Source organism: Mixta gaviniae (genome assembly GCF_002953195.1).
Lineage (GTDB): Bacteria > Pseudomonadota > Gammaproteobacteria > Enterobacterales > Enterobacteriaceae > Mixta > Mixta gaviniae.
In genome coordinates, this window is the sequence record NZ_CP026377.1 from 1,087,874 (window position 1) to 1,105,130 (window position 17,257).

Below are 17,257 nucleotides of genomic sequence, written 5' to 3' on the forward strand. Positions count from 1 at the left end.
TTTATCAGAAACCGGCCGCGCTGCCGTTGCTGCGCGGATCGAAAGCGCCTTCCAGCATGCCGTTGGTATGCCGCACGATAGCGCCGGCATGGCCCACCGCCTCGCTGAAGTCCGGCAGCGTCTCGACTTCGTGGCCAAGCGCGCGCAGCTGTGCCAGCGTATCGGCGTGAAAGCGCCCCTCCAGCTTCAGCGAATCGGACGCCTGGCCCCAGGTGCGGCCCAGCAGCCAGCGCGGCGCGCTCACCGCCTCCTGCAGCGCCATCCCCTGAATCACGTGGCGCGTAAAGATTGCCGCCTGGGTTTGCGGCTGGCCGTCGCCGCCCATCGCGCCGTATACCATCACCCGACCATCTTTCAGGCGGGCGGCAGCGGGGTTCAGGGTGTGGAACGGCTGTTTGCCGGGCAGCAGCGTCAGCAGATGATTGGGTTCGAGGCTGAATGCCGCGCCGCGGTTCTGCCAGACGATGCCGGTATCGGGCAGCACCACGCCGCTGCCGAATTCGTGATAGATGCTCTGAATAAAAGAGACCGCCATGCCGCTGCTGTCCATTACCCCCAGCCAGACGGTATCACCGGGGCCGCGTCCGCCCCCCCAGGGGGCGGCACGCGTCAGGTCGAGCTGGCGCGCGGTCTCCGCCAGCAGCCCGCTCTCCAGCAGCGCCTGCATCTCCTCGCGCATATGCAGCGGGTCAGTGATATAGCGGTCGCGCAGGGCGAACGCCTTTTTCGTCGCTTCGACAATGCGGTGGACGGTCTGGACTTCATCCGCCTGCGCCATCTCCAGGCTGTCGGTGATGCCGAGGATCGCCAGCGACACCAGCCCTTGCGTCGGCGGAGCGAGGTTATAAATGTCGCCGTGCTGGTGGGCGAGGTGCAGCGGCGCACGGCGTCGGGCGCGGTGGCGCTGCAAATCCTCCAGCATCACTGGCATCTCCAGTTGGGCCATGCCCTGCGCCAGCCGCTGCGCCAGCGGGCCGCGATAGAAGCTCTCCAGCCCGTATTCGCACAGTTCGGAAAGGGTGTCGGCCAGCGCCGGCTGCGTAAAGCGGCTGCCGGGACGCGGCGGCGCGCCGTCCGGCATAAAGAGGGCGGCGAAGCCGGGCTGGTCAGCCAGCTCGTGCGCCATGGCGGCGGTGGCGGCCGCCTGCGAAGCGGTAACCGGCATACCATCGGCGGCGTAGCGAATGGCGTCGCGCAGCAGGCGCGTCAGCGGCAGCGCGCCGCCGCCCAACTCGCGGGAAAGGTTCAGCGCGTCGGACCAGCCGCTGACGGTGCCGGCGACGGTCAGCGCCGCTTTCGGCCCGCGGTGGGGGATCCGCGTCATCCCCTGATAAAAGCTCGCCCCGGCGAGGGATCCGGCGGCGCCGCTGGCGTCGATGGCGACCGGCGCGCCCTGCGGCGGCACCACCAGCCAGAAGCCGTCGCCGCCGAGGCCGTTCATATGTGGATAGACCACGGCGATGGTCGACGCGGCGGCCACCATCGCTTCAATCGCATTGCCGCCTTCGCGCAGTACCGCCAGCGCGCTTTCGCTGGCGAGATGGTGCGGCGTCACTACCATCCCCTGCGGCGCCATATTACTCTGGATCATTGCGTTCCCTTATTGGCTCTGTTGATAAAAGCTAAGCAAGAGACGTTCCAGGTTTGGCCATCCGGTTTCTGGCGCGATTTATGCTATGTTCTGGCTGAAACAAAAGTTACGGGGCGGGTTATGACACAGCTTGATGAACGGCTCAGGCAACATTACGGGCAGCTTTCGCCGCAGGAGCAGCGCATCGCCGATTTTATCGTCGACCATTTCGACGATCTGATCGGCTATAACAGCGCCGAGCTGGCGCGCCTGAGCGGCGTCTCCAAGGCGACCGTCAGTCGCCTGTTCAGGCGGCTCGGCTACGAGAAATATAAGGATATGCGCGACGAGCTGCGCACCCTGCGGCAGAGCGGCATGCCGCTGACGGACAGCCGCGAAGCGGCGCAGGGCAACACGCTGCTGGCGCGCCACTACAAGCAGGAGATGGCGAACCTGACGCAGTGGATGAATCAGCTTGATCCGCAGCGGTTCAGCGAGGTGGTCGCCGCGCTGGGGCAGGCGCGGCGCATTTTTATCTTCGGTATGCGCAACGGCTGGCCGGTAGCGCTGCATCTGCGTCAGCAACTGCTGCAGGCGCGTCCGCAGGTGCATATTCTGCCGCAGCCGGGCCAGACGCTGGCGGAAGAGCTGGTGGATATCGCCGCCGACGATCTGGCGATTGTCGTCGCTTTCCGCCGCCGTTCGCGCATTATCAGGCCGCTGTTGCAGCAGCTGCAGCAGCAGAGCGTGCCGGTGCTGCTGTTATGTGAGCCGCAGGCGCAGGGGATCCTGCCGCTGGCACGCTGGCCGCTCTGCACGCCGCTGGACAGCGTCTCCGCCTTTGACAGCTACTCCGCTGCCATGAGCCTGGTGAACCTGCTGGCCAACGCCCTGCTGCATGAGGGGCTGGCGCAGGGACGTCAGCGCATTCACGCCATCGCCGATCTCTATCAACAGCTGGATGAACTCGAACAGCGCTGATGGGGCACCATTTTGGTGCTTTGCGCCGTTACGGCACAGCGCGCGCTTCTCTGTTATGTCGTCGCCGGCGGCCCGTTAACCGGGCCGTTGCGCGTTTTTTCCTGCCCGCTCTCTCCGCCTTCGCCACCTGGCACATTAGTTGCAAAAAGCTCAATGACGAACCTTTTGTTGCAACACTTCACTCCGGGGCGAAACAGCGATGAATAAATTAATCAGGGTCATGATGGGCGCGGCGTTAATGGTTATGCAACTCAGCAGCGCGCTGGCCGATGGGCTGCAGACCATTGAGCAACGCGGCGTGCTGCGCGTGGCGGTGCCGCAGGATTTCCCGCCGTTTGGTTCGGTCGGCACCGATCTGCAGCCGCAGGGCTATGATATCGATATGGCGAAGTACCTCGCCAGCCAGATGAAACTAAAGTTGCAGCTGGTGCCGGTCACCAGCGCCAACCGCGTACCCTACCTGCAAACCGATAAGGTCGATCTGGTGATCTCCAGCCTCGGCAAAAATCCCGAGCGCGCCAACGCCATCGATTTCAGCCGCGCCTACGCGCCGTTCTTTCTCGGCGTTTTTGGGCCGAAAGGCGGCCAGCCGCTGAGCGATGCGGCGGCGCTGAGCGGCAAAAGCATCGGCGTCACGCGCGGCGCGGTGGAGGATATGGTGCTGAGCAGCGTGGCGCCGAAGGCGGCGACAATAAAACGCTACGAGGATAACAACACCACGCTCTCCGCTTATCTCTCCGGACAGGTGCAGTACGTCGCCACCGGCAACCTGGTGGTGGCCGCCATCGCGCGCCAGAACGCCGCCAAAGCGCCGGTGGCGCAATTTATGCTGAAAGATTCGCCCTGCTATATCGGCCTGAAAAAAGGCGAGCCGGCGCTGAAGGCGAAGATCGACGCGCTGATTGAGCAGGGCATTCAGGACGGCACCCTCAACAAGCTGTCGCAGCAGTGGCTGAAAGCGCCGCTGCCGGCCAACCTCGGCGCATAAGGGCAGGGCGATGAGCGGGCAACTCAACTTTAGCGCGCTGTGGCCTTACTGGCCGCAGCTGCTGGCGGGCGCGTGGGTCACTATCCAGCTAACGCTGTTGGCGACGCTCGGCGGTGTGGCGCTGGGCATCCTCGGCGCGGCGCTGCGCAGCGGCAAGCCGAACGGCCTGAGCCGGCTCTGGGGCGGCTACGTCGAACTGATCCGCAATACGCCGTTCGTGGTACAGCTCTTCTTTATCGTCTTCGGTCTGCCGACGGCCGGCCTGAAGCTGACGGCTGGGGAGGCGGCGCTACTGGCGATGCTGATCAACCTCGGCGCTTACAGCACCGAGATTATTCGCGCCGGCATCCAGGCGACGCCGAAAGGGCAGTGGGAGGCGGGGCGCGTGCTGGGGCTGAGCTATACGCAAACCTTTCTGCGCATCGTGCTGCCGCCCGCCATGCAGCGTATCTATCCGGCGCTGGTCAGCCAGTGCATTATCGTGATGCTCGGCTCCTCAGTGGTTTCGCAGGTCTCTTATGAGGAGCTGACCTTCGCCGCCAGCCTGATCCAGTCGCGCACCTTTTTAAGTTTCGAAGTCTATCTGGTCTCGACGCTGATCTATCTGTTGCTGTCGATGATGATGCGCCAGCTGCTGCTGGCGGCGGGCCGGAAATGGTTTGGAGCCACGCGATGAACACCTTTACCGACTGGGATATCGTGCGCAACCTGCTGCTGGCGGCGCGCTGGACGGTGCTGCTGTCGCTGACGGCGTTTCTCGGCGGGGCGCTGATGACGCTGCCGCTGCTGCTGCTGCGCCTGACGCGCCGTCGCTGGCCGCAGCGCCTGGTGCGCGGCTACACCGAGCTGTTTCAGGGCACACCGCTGCTGATGCAGCTGTTTCTCGCCTTTTTCGGCCCGGCGCTGTTCGGCTTCGACCTGTCGCCCTGGGCTGCCGCCGCGCTGGCGCTGACGCTCTACAGCAGCGCCTTCCTGGTGGATATCTGGTACGGCAGCATCCGCGCGCTGCCGCCGGGGCAGTGGGAGGCATCGCGCTGCCTGGGGCTGCATTTCGGCCAGACGCTGCTGCGCGTGATCGCGCCGCAGGCGATGCGCATCGCCATCGCGCCCACCGTCGGCTTTGCGGTGCAGGTGATCAAGGGCACCGCGCTGGCGTCGATTATCGGCTTCGTCGAGCTGACCAAGGCCGCCACCATTCTCACCAACGTCACCTACCAGCCGTTCCGGGTTTTCGGGCTGGTGGCGCTGGGCTATTTCCTGATGTGTTACCCGCTGTCGCGCTACAGCCAGTATCTGGAGAAGAAATGCCATGCCGCTGATCACCATTAATCAGGTTCAGAAATATTACGGCACCAACCATGTGCTGAAAGGCGTCGATTTGGATATCGAAGGCGGCGAAGTGATCTCGATCATCGGCCGCAGCGGCTCGGGAAAAAGTACGCTGCTGCGCTGCATGAACGGATTGGAGGGCTATCAGGAGGGCAGCATCAAGCTGGGCGGCATGACCGTCACCGATCGCGAATCGCAGGCGCGCGAGATCAGCCGCTCGGTAGGCATGGTGTTTCAGAGCTTTAACCTCTTTCCCCATATGACGGCGCTGGAGAACGTGATGCTGGCACCGCGCCGGGTGTTGAAGATGAAGCCGGACGAATGCCGCGCGCTGGCGCGGCAGATGCTGGAAAAGGTGGGGCTGGGCGATCGCGTCGACTACTCCCCGGCGAACCTCTCCGGCGGCCAGCAGCAGCGGGTGGCGATCGCCCGTGCGCTGGCGATGAACCCGAAAGTGCTGCTTTGCGATGAGATCACCTCCGCGCTCGATCCCGAACTGGTGGGCGAAGTGCTAAAGGTGCTGGAGCAGCTGGCGGCGGAGGGGATGACGCTGATCCTCGTGACGCATGAAATGAATTTCGCCCGCGAAGTGGGCGACCGCGTGGTGTTTATGCACCAGGGGCGCGTCTGGGAGCAGGGCGAGAGTAAAACGCTGTTCGCCAGCCCACAGACAGCGGAGCTGAAACAGTTTATCTCTTCGGTTCGCGGACTTAACTGATAAGGAACGACACATGGATATCTCGCAATTCGCACAAATCAATCCGCCGCAGCGCCTGTTGATGGGGCCGGGACCGATCAACGCCGATCCGCGCGTGCTGCGCGCCATGTCAACCCAGCTGATCGGCCAGTACGATCCGGCGATGACCCACTACATGAACGAGGTGATGGCGCTCTATCGCGGCGTATTCCGCACCGAAAACCGCTGGACGCTGCTGATCGACGGCACCTCGCGCGCCGGCATCGAAGCGATCCTGCTCTCCGCCATTCGGCCGGGCGACAAAGTGCTGGTGCCGGTTTTCGGCCGCTTCGGCCACCTGCTGTGTGAAATTGCCCGCCGCTGCCGCGCGGAGGTGCATACCCTTGAAGTCCCCTGGGGCGAAGTGTTCACTCCTGACCAGATCGAAGAGGCGATTAAGCGCGTGCGGCCGCGCCTGCTGCTGACGGTGCAGGGCGATACCTCGACCACCATGCTGCAGCCGCTGGCGGAGCTGGGCGAAATCTGCCGCCGCTATGATGTGCTGTTCTACACCGACGCCACCGCCTCGCTGGGCGGCAACGCGCTGGAGAGCGACGCCTGGGGGCTGGACGCGGTCTCCGCCGGGATGCAGAAATGTCTCGGCGGGCCGTCCGGCACCTCGCCGGTTACCCTCAGCCCGCGTATGGAGGAGACCATTCGCCAGCGCAAACGCGTCGAGCAGGGGATCCGCACCGCCGCCCATCAGGATGGCGAGGATGAGATGATCTGGTCCAACTATTTCGACCTCGGGATGATCATGGATTACTGGGGGCCGGAGCGGCTCAATCACCATACCGAAGCGACCACCGCGCTGTTCGGCGCGCGCGAATGCGCCCGGCTGCTGCTGCAGGAGGGGATGGATAACGCTATCGCCCGCCATCAGCTGCACGGCGAGGCACTGCTGCGCGGCATTCAGGCGATGGGGCTGGAGATCTTCGGCGATCTGCGCCACCGCATGAACAACGTGCTGGGGGTAGTGATCCCGGCGGGCATTAACGGCGAACAGGTACGCGCGCGGATGCTGGAGGATTTCGGCATCGAGATCGGCACCTCTTTCGGGCCGCTGATCGGCAAAGTCTGGCGCATCGGCACCATGGGCTACAACGCGCGCAAAGATTGCGTCATGCAGACGCTCTGCGCGCTGGAGGCGGTGTTAAACCATCTCGGCTTTAAAACCGTTCAGGGCGCGGCGCTGCAGGCCGCCTGGGATCGCTATGCCAGCGAGGGAAGCGTATGACGCAGCTGATGCAGGACGATGAGGCGGAACGCGCGGCGGCGCGAGTGCTGGCGCGTTGCGATGCGCTGGCGGCGATCAGTGAAAGCCGCGACGGGCTGACCCGCGTCTACCTGTCGCCGGAACATCTGCGTGCCAACGTCTGCGTCGGCGAATGGATGCAGGCGGCAGGCATGCGCGTCTGGCAGGATGCAGTTGGCAACATCTGCGGCCGCTATGAGGGCGCGGAGCCGGGCGCGCCGGCGCTGCTGCTCGGCTCGCACCTTGATACGGTGCGCAACGCCGGGCGTTATGACGGCATGCTCGGCGTGCTGAGCGCCATTGAACTGGTCAACTGGCTGCATCAGCAACGGCTGCGGCTGCCGCTGGCGATTGAAGTGGTCGGCTTCGGCGATGAAGAGGGCACCCGTTTCGGCATTACGCTGCTGGGCAGCCGCGGCCTTACCGGCAGCTGGCCCGCCGCGTGGCCGGCGGTGCCGGACGCCGATGGCGTAACGGTGGCGCAGGCGATGCAGGCCGTCGGTCTCGACGCCGCGCGCATTCCCGAGGCCGCCCGCGCCCCGGAGAGTATCGCCGCCTATCTGGAACTGCATATCGAACAGGGCCCTTGCCTGGAGCAGGCGGATCTGGCGCTGGGCGTGGTGACGGCGATCAACGGCGCGCGCCGCCTGAGCTGCCGCTTTCGCGGTGAGGCGGGACATGCGGGCACGGTGCCGATGACGCAGCGTAAAGACGCGCTGGCCGCCGCCGCCGAATGGATGGTGTTTATTGAGCAAACCACTCGCCAGCAGGGCGGACAGCGGGTCGCCACCGTCGGCACGCTGCACTGCCCCGGCGGCGCGGTCAATGTCATTCCCGGCGAGGTGGCGCTATCGCTCGATATTCGCGGCCCGGAAGATGCGCCGCTGGCGGCGTTGTTGGGCGAGCTGCTGGCGCAGGCGGAGCGCATCGCGGCGCGGCGCGGGCTGGCCTTCCATGCCGAGCAGTATTACGACATTAACGCCACCCTCTGCGATGCCGGGCTGCAGCAGGCGCTGATGCAGGCGGTCACGCAGGTGCAGGGTCGCGCCGTCGCGCTGCCGAGCGGCGCCGGCCACGACGCCATCGCCATTGCCGGGCGCTGGCCGGTCGGCATGTTGTTTGTGCGCTGCGCCGGCGGCATCAGCCATCATCCGGCGGAGTCGGTGCGCCAGGCGGATGTGGCGCAAGCGCTACAGGCGGCGCTGCTGGCGGTGGAGAACTATGCGGCGCAGCGCGCCGGGAGGCGATCTGATGCGGCTTGAAACCTTCAATCAGCTTTCCGCCGAACAGGCGCAGGCGGCGATCGCCCACTGCGTCGCCATTCCACGCTGGCGGCAGGCGGTCGCGGCGGCGCGCCCTTATGCCAATATGGCAGCGCTGATCGCGCAGGCCGGAGCGCTGGCACAGCAGTGGGACGAGGCGGATTTTTCTCAGGCGCTGACGGCGCACCCACGCATTGGCGAGCGCGCCGCAGGCGAAGAGAAAGCGGCGGCGCTCTCCCGGCGCGAACAGGCGGCGGTCGGGCAGGATGCTGCGCTGCAGCAGGCGCTGCGCGCCGCCAACCTGGCGTATGAAGAGCGCTTCGGCCATCTGTTTTTAATCCGCGCCAGAGGGCGCAGCGGGGAGGCGATACTGGCCGAGCTGCGACGGCGTCTCGCCAATACGCCAGGCGAAGAGCAGCGCGAAGCGCTGGCCCAGCTGCGGGAGATCACCCTGTTGCGCTTAGAGGAGAGCTTTGCATGAGTTCACTGTCGACCCATATTCTCGATACCGCGCTGGGCAGGCCGGCGGCGGCGGTAACGGTGGCGCTGGAGCAGAACGGCGTTGAGGGCTGGCGTCCGCTGGCGCAGGAGAAGACCGACGCCGACGGCCGGATCGCCAGCTTTTCTGCGGTGCCGCTGACGCCGGGACACTATCGTCTGACGGCAGAGATCGGCGACTACTTCGCCGCCGACGGCCGCGATGCGCTTTACGTGACCGCGCAGATCGATTTCGTAATCGCACGGCCGGGCAGCCATTTCCATCTGCCGTTTCTCATCTCGCCCTGGAGCTGGTCAACCTACCGGGGCAGCTGAACGTCAGGCGCTACGGCGTTTTTCCCGTCCGACAGCTGAGCGGACGCCCGCAACCGCAGAAGGCAACCATGATGAATGAGAACCGCGTCAATCCGGAAAACCAGCGTTACCCGGCGGGAAAAACCTTCGCCTGGGGACTGCAGCATGTGCTTACCATGTACGGCGGCATTATCGCGCCGCCGCTGATTATCGGCAGCGCGGCGGGCCTCTCTGCGGCGGATATCGGCCTGCTGATCACTGCGGCGCTGTTCGTCAGCGGCGCGGCGACGCTGCTGCAATCTTTAGGGCTGCCGGGGCTGGGGGCGCGGCTGCCGCTGGTGCAGGGCGTCTCATTCGCCAGCGTCTCCACGCTGGTGGGCATCGCCGCCGGGCCTGGCGGTCTGCCGGTGGTGGCGGGCGCGATTATCGGCGCCTCGCTGTTCGGCCTGCTGATCGCCCCGTTCTTCGCTCACGTGATCCGTTTTTTCCCGCCGCTGGTAACCGGCACGGTGATCACGGCGATCGGGCTGTCGCTGATGCCGGTGGCGGCGCGCTGGGCAATGGGCGGCAACCCTAAAGCGGCGGACTGGGGAGCGCCGGAGAATATCGGGCTGGCGGCGCTGACGCTGGCGACGGTGCTACTGCTGAGCAAGGTAGGCGGCGGCGGGATTCGGCGGCTGGCGGTGCTGCTGGCGATGGCGTTCGGCACGCTACTGGCGGCGCTGGCCGGCAAGGTGGATTTCAGCAGCGTGGCGCACGGGCCGCTGTTCGCGCTGCCGGGCATGCTGCATTTTGGGCTGCCGCAGTTCGATGCGGCGGCGATCCTGTCGATGGTGTTAATTGTGCTGGTACTGCTGACGGAGACCACCGCCGGACTGGTGGCGATCGGCGAGATTATCGGTACGCCGGTGGATGAGCCGCGCATCGCGCGCGGGCTGCGCGCCGATATGCTGACCAGCGCGCTGGCGCCGCTGTTTAACTCATTCCCGCAGAGCGCCTTCGCCCAGAATATTGGCCTGGTGGCGATGACCGGCATCAAAAGCCGCTTTGTGGTGGCGGCGGGCGGGGTCATTTTAATCCTGCTTGGGCTGCTGCCGGTGCTGGGGCGCGTCATTGCCGCGATCCCAATGCCGGTGCTGGGCGGCGCCGGGGTGGTGCTGTTCGGCACCGTCGCCGCCAGCGGCATCCGTACTCTGGCGAAGGTAGAGTACAAAGACAATATGAATCTGGTGATTGTGGCCACCGCGCTCGCTTTCGGCACCCTTCCGGTGGTGATGCCGGGCTTTTACGACCGTTTTCCTGGCTGGGTACAGACGCTGTTTCACTCCGGCATCAGCGCCGCCTGTCTGGTCTCGGTGACGCTGAACGCGCTGTTTAATCCGCTGCCGAAACGCGTTTTAAGCTGAGCCCCAGTGGAAAGGCGCCACGGTCAGCAGGTTGATATCCAGCTGGCTGTGCAGCAGCATCACCATCAGAATGGCGGCGGTGCAGATCATCTGCGCCACTACCGCCTTATGCAGGCGCGCCACGTTCGCGCTCCACTCCGCGTCGCCGGGGCGCAGCGTCGCGAGCGCGGTGTTGGCCGGGTCGCGCAGTCGCTTCTCCGCCAGCGAATCGATAACGAAAATTGCCACGCTCAGCAAAAACCAGATCTGGAAAAGCCGGTGCCAGTCATGCAGCCAGAACATACCGATGCCGCTCAGCATCAATATCCAGCCGGCGATATTGTAATAGCGGTCGGTCACATCGAGGCCCTGCAGCAGCAGCGCGGCGTTCTCCGACTGGCAGCGCTTTAGGCGTGCGGAAAGCCAGGGCGCGAAGAGCAGCGGGCCGGTCGCCGCCACCGCCGCCAGGGCGTGAACCATTTTGATGACGTCATAACTCAATGCAATTTCCTCCAGTCGTTTCAGGGACAGGCGCTACTTTACTGGAGGCGGGTGGCTCTAAGAATGTTCACAAAACACATCTTATCGAACCAAACGGACAATGTGCGGCGTTACGTCGTGGTGCCGGGCCGGTGATCCTGCAGGTGCCTGCGTACCTGGCCTGGACAGCTGTCCGCCACGCGTCGGAACCAGTGGCCGAACGAGTCGCCGGAGGAGAAGCCCAACATCACCGACAGCTGTTCGTTAGAGGCGCCATTCGCCAGTCCCTGCCAGGCGACCGCCAGCAGCAGGCGGTTGTGCCAGTCGGTATAGCGCAGCCCGGTCTCTTTGCGGAACAGGCGCGCCAGCGTACGTTCGGTGGCGCCGACGCGGTGGCCCCATTCCGCCAGGCTCAGGCGCTGGGCGGGATCGGCAATCAGGCTGTCGGTCAGCTTTTTCAGCCGCAGATCTTGCGGCAGCGGCAGGGTCAGGTTGCTGGCGGGCTTCTCTTCAATCTCTTCGAACAGCAGCTGCAGCATGCTGTTGCGGCGCGTTTCCGTCAGCGGCGCGCTGGCGTCGGCCAGCCGCTCGCACAGGGCGGAGATCAAAAACGAGGTATCAATCAACTTCACGTGGGAAGTGAAGGAGCCGCAGAGTGTCGGCGCGATATACAGCACCGTCAGATCGACGCGACTATAGGCCTCTCCCCAGTGAACGGTGTCCGGCGGGATCCAGACCGCCATCCCCGGCTTCATCAGCCAGTGCTGCTCCGGCGTATGCCCGTGCAGTACGCCGCGTTTTACCAGCACAAACTGGCCGAGCGGATGGCGGTGAGGCTCATTCTCCTTCGCCGCGATTTGCTCCAGCACGCGCTCGATAATCAGCGCGTCATTGTTTAACGTCACGGTATCCATCTGTTCTGTTTTATGGCTATTTCGCCGGGTAAGCGCGGGGCAGCGACAGGGTAAAGAGCAACCCTACCAGCATACTGACGCCAAGGATAATAAAACAGATCGGGAAGGCGTGCAGGCCGCTGAGATGCAGCTGCACCGTTGCCAGAATATTAACGCCCAGCGCCGCGCCCAGGTTGCGTAAAAACTGTACCGTCGCGGTCCAGGCGCCGAGGCGTTCCGGCGGCGCGGCATTCTGCGCCAGTACCAGCGTGGCGGTAGCGGTAAAGCCCATGCCCAGACCGGTCAGCAGCAGCGCCGCCGCCATCAGCCACGGCTGCTGCTGTGTGATGGCCCACGCCATCAGCAACCCGCCGGCCGCCAGCTGCAGCATACCGCCGGCCGCCATGCGCCGGTAGCCCGCCGCCGCCAGCTTCGCGCCGCAGACCGCCGCGCCCGCCACCCAGCCCAGCGCCGCCAGCATGACCAGCAGGCCGGTCGAAACGTCGGTCGGCTGCTGGCTCAGCGCCAGCGGCAGCAGCGTCACCGAAGCATAAAGCCCGGCGCTGGAAAGTAGCACCAGCACGATAACCGGAAACAGCGTGCGCCGCTGAAAAAAGGGCAGCGGGATTGGGCTGCTCTCCGGCTGACGCCGCACGCGGGCGATAAGCGCCAGCAGCCCCACGAGTAAGCCCGCCGTCAGCATCCAGACGAAGGCCGAGCCGCTTTCCGGCCGCGCGCTCAGCAACAACAGGCAGCAGGCGGCGACGATCAGCGCTCCCTGCGCCGGCACGTCCAGACGCGCCTTGCCCGTCCCTTTATTCACCGCCGGCGCGATAAACAGCAGCAGCAGCGCCAGCAGGCCGAGCGGAATATTCAGCCAGAAGATCGCCCGCCAGCCAAGTGTCGCCGCCAGCGCGCTGCCGAGCAGCGGACCGACGATAGCGGATAATCCCCAGACGCCGCTCAGCATGCCCTGCATCTTGCCGCGCCGTTCCGCATCGAACAGCGCCGCCAGCAGCGAATAGGAAAGCACGATAATCCCGCCGGCACCGACGCCCTGTAGCGCCCGCGCCAGGATCAGCATCGGCATGGTGGCGCTGACCGCCGCCAGCGCCGAGGCGCCGAGGAAGATCAACAGGCACGCTTTCAGCGTGGCGGAGACGCCAAGCCGGTCGCCGCACGCACCGGCCAACGGCGCTACCAGCGCCACCGGCAGTAAAAAAGCGGACATCACCCAGGGCCAGAGGGCCGGATGGCCCAGCTGCTGGCTGATGGTCGGCAGCACCGTACTGACGATAGTACTGTCCACCGCGGCGAGAAACAGGGCGACGATCACCGCCAGCACGCCGACACTGTTTTTTTTAGGCAGCGCCGCGGCGAGCGCTAAAGTGGTCTCTTTCATCCTCTCTCCTTACCAGGCGGTATGCACGCGCGAGGCCTGTGAAAACTGCTGCACAATAGCCGCCGTTTCCTGGTCCATATAGTCATCGACATTGCGGATCGCCTCGCCGGACTGCACGATCTCGCGAAAACGCAGCGTCATATCCAGCTGTGTCCTGGCGGCGATATTGCCTTCGGCGTAATCGAGATCGAACGCCGCTTTCACCGTTTCGGCGCTGGCGATCGCCAGTTGGGTATTCAACGCCTCCGTCTCCTGCACCAGCTGATGCATACGTCGGTTTTCTGCCGCGCTGAAGGTGGGGATAATCTGCGCGAAGATGGCGTGGTCACACTGAATATGGCGCGCCTCGTCCAGGCCGTGGAAGTGCAGCAGCTGCGTAAGGAAGCTGCGCTGCATCGGGTCCAGCACCTTCAGGCGACGCTCAAACACCGTAATGATCGATTCGCCGACGTAGGCGGTGGAGCAGAGAGCCGCCAGCTTGATCAGCGGTGCGTCGTTATCGCTGTAGAGCGCCACGCGCTCCGCGAACAGGTTGTTCTCCAGCTTGATATCGCGCCCTGACAGATGACGCACATATTGATAGAAGCTGTTGGCGTGGTTGATCTCCTCCGAGGCGAAGCAGGAGACGGCGTGATAGAGGCCGTCACCCGCTTTAAACGGCGTCGATTCCGCCTGCAGTTCGCACAGGATGCGGGTCATCACCGTGGCGACGTGCATCTCTATTTCCGCCAGCTGCGCCAGCTCCTTATAGAGATAGGCCACCGCCTTATCTTCCTGGCCCGCTTCGCCGACCAGCGCGCGCGACAGGAAATCCAGCTCTCTGTCGGTGGCGGCCTGCTCCCAGGGCATGCGGTTAGGATGCAGATAGTTAAGGTGTGCGTATTGGTTGATGCTTTTGAAATCAGTCATGATGCATTCCGTCAGGCCAGGTAAGAGAGCGCGTTGAAAATGGTGCGGGCTTTGTCTTCGATGCGACGGCGGCCGTGCATCACCCGGGTGTTATCGATCAACACGATATCGCCATGCTGCCAGCCGATATCGAAGGTAAAGCGATCGCAGACGGCGTCCGCTTCGGCCAGCAGATCGGCGGGAATATCGTCGCCGTTGGCGAAGGTGATCACCGGCTTCTCGTAGTGATTCGACGGGCCGAAGAGGCTGTTGGCGAAGTTGTGGCGCTCCGCCGGATTGAGGCGGCTGGCGCGGATGGCCGGCGTCTGGAACGCATAGCGGATCGCGCCGTCGTCGTTAAGGGTGATGCGGGCGCCGGCGCATCCCGCGGTAAGCGATAGCAGGTGATCCAGCGTGGTCTCCTCCAGGCTGGCTGGCGCGTTTTCCTGTGCCGCCAGCGCGTGGAACGCGTAGGTTTTCCACTTCTGTTCTTCTACCCGTCGTGAATAGACAATTTCCTGCGCGCTGAACGCAGCGCGCGCCGCCGGGCTGAGGTGCTGATAAACCTGCTTGCCGTCGCAGACGGTGGTCTGTGAACCCTGCGCTGGCGCCTGCTGGCAGTAAAACCAGCAGAGATCGGGCCAGAAGGGACTGTTGCCGTTTTCACAGTGCAGGCCGACTTTATCGTAACCGGCATCGACTTTCTGCGCGGTATCGCCGCTGAAGCTGCGCGCCGGATCGAGACTTATCCGGCCGCTGGTGTGGCGCACCAGTTGTGAAAACTGGTCAATGCTGTGCTGAAAGCCGCGCAGCACCAGATAACCATGCTCCGCCAGCTGCGTCAGCAAGTAGGTTTTCGATAACAGGTTCACGTCGCCTTCATTCAGCGAGGTGACAATCAGGCCGCCGACGCGGGTATGGGCAGTTTCACGAATATTCATGCTGTCACAGTCTCATGTTGGGCTAAGAAAGCGTTAACGGCGTTGCGACGCGGGCGTCCGGTGACGGTAAACAGGCACGCCATGATCTCCGCGCTATGCGGCACCAGCACCGGTGCGGGAATAAATTCAATTTCGTTGAGGTGTTCACGTGCATAAGCGGCGATGGCCTGACGAATAGCGGGCGCCTGGCGCATATCGTCCACCACGAACAGGCCGCCGAGAAACTGCTGCCTGTCGCCATAAACGATCACCTGCTGCACGCCAGGAACGGCGCGGTAAGCGCTCTCCAGCCACTCCGGGGAGATATTGCGGCCATTGGCGGTGATAATGAGCGTTTTCTTGCGCCCGACGATAGAGATAAACCCGTCCGCGTCCTGGGTCGCCAGATCGCCGGTGTGCAGCCAGCCCTCGTCATCAATCGCGCAGCTGCTGGGATCTTCGCTGGAATAGCCGGCGAACAGCGAGCTGCTGCGCAGGCAGAGTTCGCCGTCGTCGGCGATCTTCACCTCGACATGGGAGAGCGGTTTGCCTACCGTGCCGATGCGGTTGGCGCCGCGCGCGTTCCAGGTGGCGACCGAGCTGTTTTCACTCAGGCCATATCCCTGATAGACCGGGATACCGCGGGCGTTAAGCGCCTGCAGCACCTCTACGGCGACCGGCGCGCCACCCGCCGCCAGCAGCGGTGCGGCCTCCCGGCCAAACAGCGCCGACATCAGGCCAGGACGGTCGCCGTGGCCGGCGGCGCGTTCCGCCAGCGCTTCCACCAGCGCCGGCGTTAGCGTCATGGCGCTGGGGCGCGCCGCGCGGATCAGCGTCAGGCGCTGCGCCGCCGTTACGCCAGGATGGCCGAGCGGCGGCATATCGGCGGGCGGCATCACCACCGCGCCGCCGGAAGTCAGCGGCATATAGAGGGCGGTGACCTGCTCAATCAGCAGGCTGAGCGGCACCAGGTTCAGATAGCGCTGGTAGTCATCGGGCAGGGCGCGCTGCCAGAGCGCGTCGACCAGCGCATCCAGGCCGTGCCGACGAATCATCACCCCTTTGGGTTGGGAGGTGGTGCCGGAGGTATGAATGATTTTAATCACGCCATCCTGCGCGCCGTCGGCGGGATGCGTGACCACCGGCGTTGCATGGCGCGGCGTTTCGCCCAGCGTGACAGAGAGCATCGCCGCCTGTAGCTGCAGCCCGTTTGCCTGCCACTGGGTCAGACGCTGCGCGCCGGTGGCGTCAGTCAGCACCGCCTGACAGTTCTGCAGCAGAAAAGCGGCCTGCTCGCCGGAAAAGGCCAGCGGCACCGGCACTTCAACCAGATCTGCCAGCAGCAGCGCGATATCCGCCAGCACCCACTCCGGCGTATTGCCCATCACGATGCCGACCTGCGCCCGCACGCCGACCTGCGCCTGCAGGTTGGCGGCCAGCTGGCGCGCCTCCTCCAGCAGCGCCAGATAGCTGCAGCGCACCTCTTCTTCAAAGTGGCCGTTATCGCCCTGACGCAGCTGGATAATCGCCGCAGCGTGCGGACGGCGCTGCGCCTGTGAAACAAATTCATTAAGAATATTCATGCTGCCACCTGAGCGGAAGAGAGCGCGGAGCGGGCGATATGCTCAAATTCCGAGAAAACCAGCCGGCCGCAGAAGTGATTAAAAAGATGGCCGCACTGTTCGAGTAAAATAACGCCGGTCTGTGGCGCCTGGTCATAATAGCTTCCCCAGGCCGCGCGCGTTTCCGGCGAAAGTTTTTCCGGCGACGCCTCGCTCAGCATGCAAAACGGCACCTGATGGAACGCCAGTAATTTGCGCAGGCGGCGGGTGGAGGTGCAGAGAATCGCCTTGCTCCCCATAAACCAGGCGATAATCAGCATTAAACGAATTAAATCAGCGGCAGCGCCAGGGTTATCAGAGGCGAGCGAACCGATCTCAACCACCTGATGGCGCGCCAGCGTATGGCCGGTTTGCCGCAGGATGGTTTCATCCAGCGGGGCAGAGAGATAGCGTTCGGAAAACAGAGGTTGTGTAGGTGATACAAAGGAAATGCCGGTACAGGCGATTAATGCCGCCGTCTCTTTATTACGACTGGCGATAATAATGTCAGGATCAGGATTAATCGTCGCGCGGTAGTTTTTATAATAGATGTTGGCAATATATTGACGCGCCTCTTCAGCCGTGTCGTCATCACGGCGAATAATATCCAGCTGCGTCGAAAAAATATCAATATGCTGCTGTTTATGTAAGAAGCTACTCATTCCAGTTTTGCCTCACAGTGGGTGATAACCGTGAGGAATGATAAGTTGTATTTATCATTCGGAATATGTTCAGCTATGACAATATATCGAATGAAACGGACAACAGGCGCGGA

General features: G+C 63.9%; 18 protein-coding genes. 10 read left to right on the forward strand and 8 right to left on the reverse strand.

The features are described 5' to 3' along the window. Positions 1–4 precede the first annotated feature (4 nt). Positions 5–1,591: a gamma-glutamyltransferase family protein gene (locus C2E15_RS05000; RefSeq protein ID WP_104956388.1), complete on the reverse strand. Its 1,587-nt coding sequence runs from the start codon at positions 1,589–1,591 to the stop codon at positions 5–7. Between the two features lie 120 nt (positions 1,592–1,711). Between C2E15_RS05000 and hpxU the strand changes: the two genes are divergently transcribed. The 10 genes from hpxU (at position 1,712) to C2E15_RS05050 (ending at position 10,319) form a co-directional block, all read left to right on the forward strand. Beyond that, the gene (gene hpxU / locus C2E15_RS05005) at positions 1,712–2,551 is read left to right on the forward strand and encodes a MurR/RpiR family transcriptional regulator HpxU (protein WP_104956389.1); all 840 of its coding nucleotides are present in this window, start codon (positions 1,712–1,714) and stop codon (positions 2,549–2,551) included. Between the two features lie 199 nt (positions 2,552–2,750). After that, a complete protein-coding gene (locus C2E15_RS05010; protein ID WP_104956390.1) occupies positions 2,751–3,539 on the forward strand; it encodes a transporter substrate-binding domain-containing protein in 789 nt (262 codons plus the stop codon). 10 nt (positions 3,540–3,549) lie between these two features. Beyond that, a complete protein-coding gene (locus tag C2E15_RS05015) occupies positions 3,550–4,215 on the forward strand; it encodes an amino acid ABC transporter permease (RefSeq protein WP_104956391.1) in 666 nt (221 codons plus the stop codon). Further along, positions 4,212–4,868 carry an amino acid ABC transporter permease gene (locus C2E15_RS05020; RefSeq protein ID WP_104959085.1) on the forward strand — a complete coding sequence of 219 codons (657 nt, stop codon included), beginning with the start codon at positions 4,212–4,214 and terminating at the stop codon, positions 4,866–4,868. The genes C2E15_RS05015 and C2E15_RS05020 overlap by 4 nt, the downstream gene beginning before the upstream one ends. Beyond that, on the forward strand, positions 4,849–5,586 hold the full coding sequence (locus C2E15_RS05025) for an amino acid ABC transporter ATP-binding protein (RefSeq protein WP_104956392.1): 738 nt from the start codon (positions 4,849–4,851) through the stop codon (positions 5,584–5,586). Before C2E15_RS05020 ends, C2E15_RS05025 begins: the two co-directional genes overlap by 20 nt. 13 nt (positions 5,587–5,599) lie before the next feature. Further along, the gene (locus tag C2E15_RS05030) at positions 5,600–6,841 is read left to right on the forward strand and encodes a pyridoxal-phosphate-dependent aminotransferase family protein (RefSeq protein ID WP_104956393.1); all 1,242 of its coding nucleotides are present in this window, start codon (positions 5,600–5,602) and stop codon (positions 6,839–6,841) included. Then, complete coding sequence (gene hpxK, locus C2E15_RS05035) at positions 6,838–8,121, forward strand: allantoate amidohydrolase (RefSeq protein WP_104956394.1); 1,284 nt, start codon at positions 6,838–6,840, stop codon at positions 8,119–8,121. Before C2E15_RS05030 ends, hpxK begins: the two co-directional genes overlap by 4 nt. Beyond that, a complete protein-coding gene (uraD, locus tag C2E15_RS05040; protein WP_104959086.1) occupies positions 8,111–8,602 on the forward strand; it encodes a 2-oxo-4-hydroxy-4-carboxy-5-ureidoimidazoline decarboxylase in 492 nt (163 codons plus the stop codon). The genes hpxK and uraD overlap by 11 nt, the downstream gene beginning before the upstream one ends. Beyond that, entirely contained in the window at positions 8,599–8,934 is a 336-nt protein-coding gene (uraH, locus tag C2E15_RS05045; protein ID WP_104956395.1) for a hydroxyisourate hydrolase, read from the forward strand. Before uraD ends, uraH begins: the two co-directional genes overlap by 4 nt. Positions 8,935–9,002: 68 nt before the next feature. Beyond that, a complete protein-coding gene (locus tag C2E15_RS05050; protein ID WP_104956396.1) occupies positions 9,003–10,319 on the forward strand; it encodes a nucleobase:cation symporter-2 family protein in 1,317 nt (438 codons plus the stop codon). On the opposite strand, the gene C2E15_RS05055 is transcribed toward C2E15_RS05050, so the two are convergent. The 7 genes from C2E15_RS05055 to C2E15_RS05085 form a co-directional block, all read right to left on the reverse strand. Continuing rightward, positions 10,311–10,799: a hypothetical protein gene (locus C2E15_RS05055; RefSeq protein WP_104956397.1), complete on the reverse strand. Its 489-nt coding sequence runs from the start codon at positions 10,797–10,799 to the stop codon at positions 10,311–10,313. The two genes, C2E15_RS05050 and C2E15_RS05055, sit on opposite strands and share 9 nt — an antisense overlap. A 110-nt stretch (positions 10,800–10,909) precedes the next feature. Further along, entirely contained in the window at positions 10,910–11,692 is a 783-nt protein-coding gene (locus tag C2E15_RS05060) for an AraC family transcriptional regulator (protein ID WP_104956398.1), read from the reverse strand. A 16-nt stretch (positions 11,693–11,708) separates the two neighbouring features. Next, positions 11,709–13,073 carry an MFS transporter gene (locus tag C2E15_RS05065; RefSeq protein WP_104956399.1) on the reverse strand — a complete coding sequence of 455 codons (1,365 nt, stop codon included), beginning with the start codon at positions 13,071–13,073 and terminating at the stop codon, positions 11,709–11,711. 9 nt (positions 13,074–13,082) lie between these two features. After that, positions 13,083–13,982: a hypothetical protein gene (locus C2E15_RS05070; protein ID WP_104956400.1), complete on the reverse strand. Its 900-nt coding sequence runs from the start codon at positions 13,980–13,982 to the stop codon at positions 13,083–13,085. An 11-nt stretch (positions 13,983–13,993) separates the two neighbouring features. Then, positions 13,994–14,902 carry a TauD/TfdA family dioxygenase gene (locus C2E15_RS05075; protein ID WP_104956401.1) on the reverse strand — a complete coding sequence of 303 codons (909 nt, stop codon included), beginning with the start codon at positions 14,900–14,902 and terminating at the stop codon, positions 13,994–13,996. Further along, positions 14,899–16,464 carry an AMP-binding protein gene (locus C2E15_RS05080; RefSeq protein WP_104956402.1) on the reverse strand — a complete coding sequence of 522 codons (1,566 nt, stop codon included), beginning with the start codon at positions 16,462–16,464 and terminating at the stop codon, positions 14,899–14,901. Before C2E15_RS05080 ends, C2E15_RS05075 begins: the two co-directional genes overlap by 4 nt. Continuing rightward, complete coding sequence (locus tag C2E15_RS05085) at positions 16,461–17,144, reverse strand: thermostable hemolysin (protein ID WP_104956403.1); 684 nt, start codon at positions 17,142–17,144, stop codon at positions 16,461–16,463. The genes C2E15_RS05080 and C2E15_RS05085 overlap by 4 nt, the downstream gene beginning before the upstream one ends. Positions 17,145–17,257: the final 113 nt, after the last annotated feature.